The 4475-nt window shown below is 64.6% G+C and carries 5 protein-coding genes and 1 pseudogene; 1 reads left to right on the top strand and 5 read right to left on the bottom strand.

Translation table 11 applies throughout. The features are described 5' to 3' along the window. The 3 genes from ACE3SS_RS14895 to ACE3SS_RS14905 form a co-directional block, all read right to left on the bottom strand. Positions 1–215 (bottom strand): ion transporter (locus ACE3SS_RS14895; RefSeq protein WP_374595297.1); only part of this gene is annotated, 215 nt, incomplete at its 3' end. Between the two features lie 179 nt (positions 216–394). Next, a complete protein-coding gene (locus tag ACE3SS_RS14900; RefSeq protein ID WP_374595299.1) occupies positions 395–1432 on the bottom strand; it encodes an IS5 family transposase in 1038 nt (345 codons plus the stop codon). 104 nt (positions 1433–1536) lie between these two features. Further along, a complete protein-coding gene (locus ACE3SS_RS14905; RefSeq protein WP_044305149.1) occupies positions 1537–2583 on the bottom strand; it encodes a YeiH family protein in 1047 nt (348 codons plus the stop codon). A 131-nt stretch (positions 2584–2714) separates the two neighbouring features. Between ACE3SS_RS14905 and ACE3SS_RS14910 the strand changes: the two genes are divergently transcribed. Further along, the gene (locus ACE3SS_RS14910) at positions 2715–3629 is read left to right on the top strand and encodes a LysR substrate-binding domain-containing protein (RefSeq protein ID WP_202808396.1); all 915 of its coding nucleotides are present in this window, start codon (positions 2715–2717) and stop codon (positions 3627–3629) included. A gap of 499 nt (positions 3630–4128) precedes the next feature. On the opposite strand, the gene ACE3SS_RS14915 is transcribed toward ACE3SS_RS14910, so the two are convergent. Both ACE3SS_RS14915 and ACE3SS_RS14920 read right to left on the bottom strand, forming a co-directional pair. Continuing rightward, positions 4129–4266, bottom strand: coding sequence for an IS3 family transposase (locus ACE3SS_RS14915; protein WP_374595301.1), 138 nt, complete (start codon positions 4264–4266; stop codon positions 4129–4131). After that, positions 4254–4475: pseudogene (locus ACE3SS_RS14920) on the bottom strand (EAL domain-containing protein); the annotation flags it as partial. The gene ACE3SS_RS14915 and the pseudogene ACE3SS_RS14920, both read right to left, overlap by 13 nt.

Consider the following 4475-nt stretch of genomic DNA (forward strand, 5'->3'; position numbering starts at 1 on the left):
ATCGCCCAGTACATCGATTTGGGAATGCTGGTAAAGCCATTGGCCGGTCCTTCCACCACGTACAACGTGCTGCCCATTACCACCACCAGCACGCACACCGCCGTCAGGAATACGGTGATTTTTTGCCGGCTCTGGCGCAGGGCGGTGAGGATGATCTGTGTCTCGGCGATATAGCGTCCCAGTTTGAAAATCCGAAAAATCCGCAACAGCCGCAAGGCGCGGATGGTAAGGGCACCTCGAATAACCCGCTGTTTTCAGCAAACCTCACCGCACAACGATGATCCCGGCCGAATCCGGCTCAATATCCGCAGCTAATCACCGCCATCTCCGGCTATGTCGTCCCGTTTTTGCCTCGAATCGCCTCGGGCAGCGGCGATTCGGCCCATTTCGGGCGTCAGAAGGCCCTGATTCCGGCCTTCTGGAAGTAAACCAGCCGCTTCAGGTTGTAGCAGGCCGCCATCATCGTCAGCGCAAAGTTCGCCCGCGCCTGGCCGATGGTGCGAAGCAGCTTGCCACCCATCTGCTCGATAGCCCCGAACACGTGCTCGACCCGCGCGCGCGTCTTGGCGATGCGCTTGTTGCGCCGCTGCTGGCAGTCGGACAGCGGCTTGTTCCGGTGGCCCTTCCTCTGGATCTGGTTCCGGAAACCGTTTTCCTTCAGCCAGGCTTCGCGCTCCGCAGACGGGTAGCCCCGGTCGGCATAGACGTCCCGGCTCGTGTTGGCGGCGTCGAACACGTTGTCGAAGTGCTGGCTGTCGTGCGTGCTCGCCGTGTCGGTCTCGATCTTGCGGATGATCTTGTATTTCGTGTCGACGTTGATGGAGAGTTTGTAGCCGAAGTGGCTCTTGCCGTGCTTCTTGGTCCAGGTGGCGTCGAGGTCCTTCTGGCGCCGCTTGGCGGGCTTCCAGCTGGCCGGCATCGCGCCTTGCTCGATCAAGGCCTTCTCGCCCCGGCTGGTGTGCTGCTTGGGGGCCGGCACCAGGGTCGCGTCGATGATCTGCCCGCCGCGGGCGATGAAGCCCTTCTTGAGCAGTTGCGCCGAGACGCCGTCGAACAGCGCCTTCGCGCCGGCTTCGCCGATGCGGTTCTCGAAGGTCCAGACCGTGGTGCGATCAGGGATGTTCGTCGCGTTCGCCAACCCGCAGAAGCGCTTGTAGCTCATGCGGTCGAGCAGTTGATACTCCATCTGCTCGTCCGACAGGTTGTACAGCCGCTTCAGGACCAGGATGCGCACCATCGTCTCGGTCGGATACGGCGGGCGGCCACCCTGAGGGCTGACCGGCCGGGGCGCGATGCGATCCACCTCGGCCGCCAGCGCCGCGAAGTCGATGTACGACTCGATCTCGGCCAGCGGGTCGCCCAGGGTGTCGATCTTCTTGCGGTGAAGTTCGTCGGCGAACAGGTCGGTCTTGATGGCGCTGCGCGGTTTCATCGGAGTCGGCTCGGGGCGGATTCAGAACGATGTAATTTTACCAACGCTGGGCGAGTCGAGGTTTTTCGAGTTGCCCAAAACTCATCGCCTCATCGCGGCATGCTTCACCCCAGCCAGTGGCTGACGGCCCGGTTCACACCATAGCCGCCGACCATCAGAAAACCGAACAGCGTGGCCGCCAGCAGCAAGGGCTTAAGGCCCGCTTGGCGGATGGCTCCCACGTGGGTACGCAGCCCGAGCGCGGCCATCGCCATGGCCAGCAGCACGGTGTCGAGCTGCACCAGGGCCGCGACCCATTGCGGCGGCAGCCACCCCAGCGAATTCACGCCGGCGGCGGCGATGAACACCAGCGCGAACCAGGGAATGGTGATGCGGGCCGCGCCACCCTGTCCGTCGGCCCGGACGGCCCTTGACAGCGCCAGCAGGAACGGCGCAAGCATCATCACGCGCAGCATCTTGACGATGACGGCCGTGGCGGCGGCCGGCTCGCTGACGCTGCGCCCGGCGGCCACCACCTGCGCCACCTCGTGGATCGTCGAGCCCGCGTACACGCCATAGGCCTGCTCGGACAGGTGCAGGTACGGGTACAGCAGCGGGTAGGCGAACATCGCCAGCGTGCCGAACACGACCACCGTGGCCACGGCCACCGACACCTTGTGCGCCTGCGCGCGCACCACCGGCTCGGCGGCCATCACGGCGGCGGCGCCGCAGATCGCGCTGCCCGCGCCGATCAGCATCGAGGTCTGCCGGTCCAGCTTGAACACGCGCGTGCCCAGCTGCAGCGCGAGAACAAAGGTCAGCGCCACCATCAGCGCATCGATCACCACGCCGGCCCAGCCGATGGCGCCGATCTGCTGGAAGGTGATGCGAAAACCGTACAGCACGATGCCCGCGCGCAGCAGCCGGTTCTTGGAGAAATCGACCCCGGCAGCCGTGTGCGCGGCGATGGCCGGAAAGAACGTGTTGCCGGCCACGATGCCCAGCACGATGGCCAGCGTCAGCGCCGACAGGCCCCAGCGCCCCGCCCAAGGCGTCTGCGCCGCCACCATGGCGGCGGCGGCAAGTAGCCCCGCCAGCGCCAGGCCTTGCCACCAGGCACGCGTCCTCCAGGTCGGAGGCGCAGAGGTCGTGGCGGACAACGAGGTGGACATGGTCGGACTCCTTCACGGAAAACGTTGGCTGGCGCTTAGAGACCGCTATGAGCGCCGCGATGCACGTCAGCTTCCTGCATCTGGTACCATGAGTCCAATACATTCTTTTCAAGAAAACGTAACTTTAAGTTATGCGACTGAATCTTCACCTGCTGCGCGTGTTCTTCACTGTGGCTGAGCTGCGAAGCTTCTCGCGCGCGGCCGAGGCCCTGTTCATCAGCCAGCCCGCTGTCTCCAAAGCCGTGCGCGAGCTGGAATGCCAGATCGGCCTACCCTTGCTCGAACGTGGCGCGGGCGGCCCCAAGAGCGCCCGGGGCGTGCAACTGACGCCGGACGGTGCGGCGGTGTTCGAGCATGCACGGGGCATCTTTGCGCTGGAGCGGGCCGCGATCGAAGACGTGCAGGCGCGCGTGGGGCTGCAGCGCGGTCGCCTGCGGGTGGGGGCCAGCACCACCGTGGGTGCCTACTGGCTGCCCCAACTGCTGGCGGACTTTGTGCATCGCCATCCAGCCGTCGATGTGCAAGTGGTTCAGGGCAACACGCAGATGGTCTGCGAGGCCCTGCTCGACTGCCGCATCGACATCGGTCTGGTCGAGGGCGATGTGCACGACCCGCGTCTTGCAGCGCACACGTGGCGCGAGGAGCCGCTGTGCGTCGTCGCTGGCGTGCACTCGCCGCTGGCGCGCAGCCGACGCCTCACCGCCGCCACACTGAGCAGCGAGATCTGGCTGCTGCGCGAGCCGGGCTCCGGCACCCGCGACGTGGCCCACCGGCTGCTGCACGAACTCGCGATCCGGCCACAGCGATGCATAGAGATCGGCAGCAACGAAGGCATCGCCCGCGCCGTCGCGGCCGGCCTGGGGGTGGCACTGCTGCCGATGCGCGTGGTGCGCGAGCTGCTGGCGCTGCGTGAAGTGGCTGCCCTCAAGCTATCAGGCGCACCCAAGCTGGTCCGGCTCCTGTGGCGCGTGGAACTGAAGGGCCGTCCGCCGTCGCCGCTGGTGCTGGCCTGGCGTGAGGCGCTGGCGCGCCCGCTCGCGCACTGACCGGGCGCGAGCGGGCCGCTCTGCTGTCGTTGCCTTCAGGAGTAGTCGTCTGAGCTGCGCGAGTTACTGGCACCAGATCGCATTCACAAGCTGACCGAGCAGGAGTTCGTGGATGCCGTTTCCCGGGTGCACGCGATCCGAGACCAGGCCGTCAGGCAGGGATACGAGCACTTGGTCTTGCCTGACCGACCGCAGGCCGGCGACGACAAGGTGGAAAAGTTCGGCGAGTGGCTCTGACGGCAGCGATTCGCGGAACGCGATCCGCAGCGACGACTGCCGAAGTGGCTTATTGCTTCAATCGCCGATTCGATCTTAAAACCACCCTCCCGCGCCTGATCATCGCAGCGGCGCGTACGTGCGCTTGCCCGTTGCAGATGATCAGGTGGGCTGAGGGACATTGCTAATCAAGAGTACTTGTGGCGTCCCCTTGAAATCTACACACCAGGGCACCACATCGCAATTGTTTCCAAGCACCTGCAACGATTGGAGTTACCAGGATTTAGTGGACACCTGAGCGGCGGGACCGATGTGCCGCTTCGAACTCGATGGGACTAACGCCACCGAGGTAGCTGTGCCGACGGATCGGATTGTAGAAGCCTTCGATGTACTCTTCAGCGTATCGAGGTCTTCTACATATTCGGCAATGGTGTGTTTGCCCATCATGGCGCTGATGCGCTGGATCATTTCCACCATGGCGCGATCCACCGGATCACGCACCATGTCCTTGACGAAGCTGCCGTCGATTTTCAGGTAATCCACCGGCAGGTGCTTCAGGTAGGCAAACGACGACATGCCGGTGCCAAAGTCGTCGAGGGCAAAATGGCAGCCCAGCGCACGCAATTCGCT

The sequence above is a fragment of the Aquabacterium sp. genome (genome assembly GCF_041915145.1).
Classification (GTDB): domain Bacteria; phylum Pseudomonadota; class Gammaproteobacteria; order Burkholderiales; family Burkholderiaceae_C; genus Aquabacterium.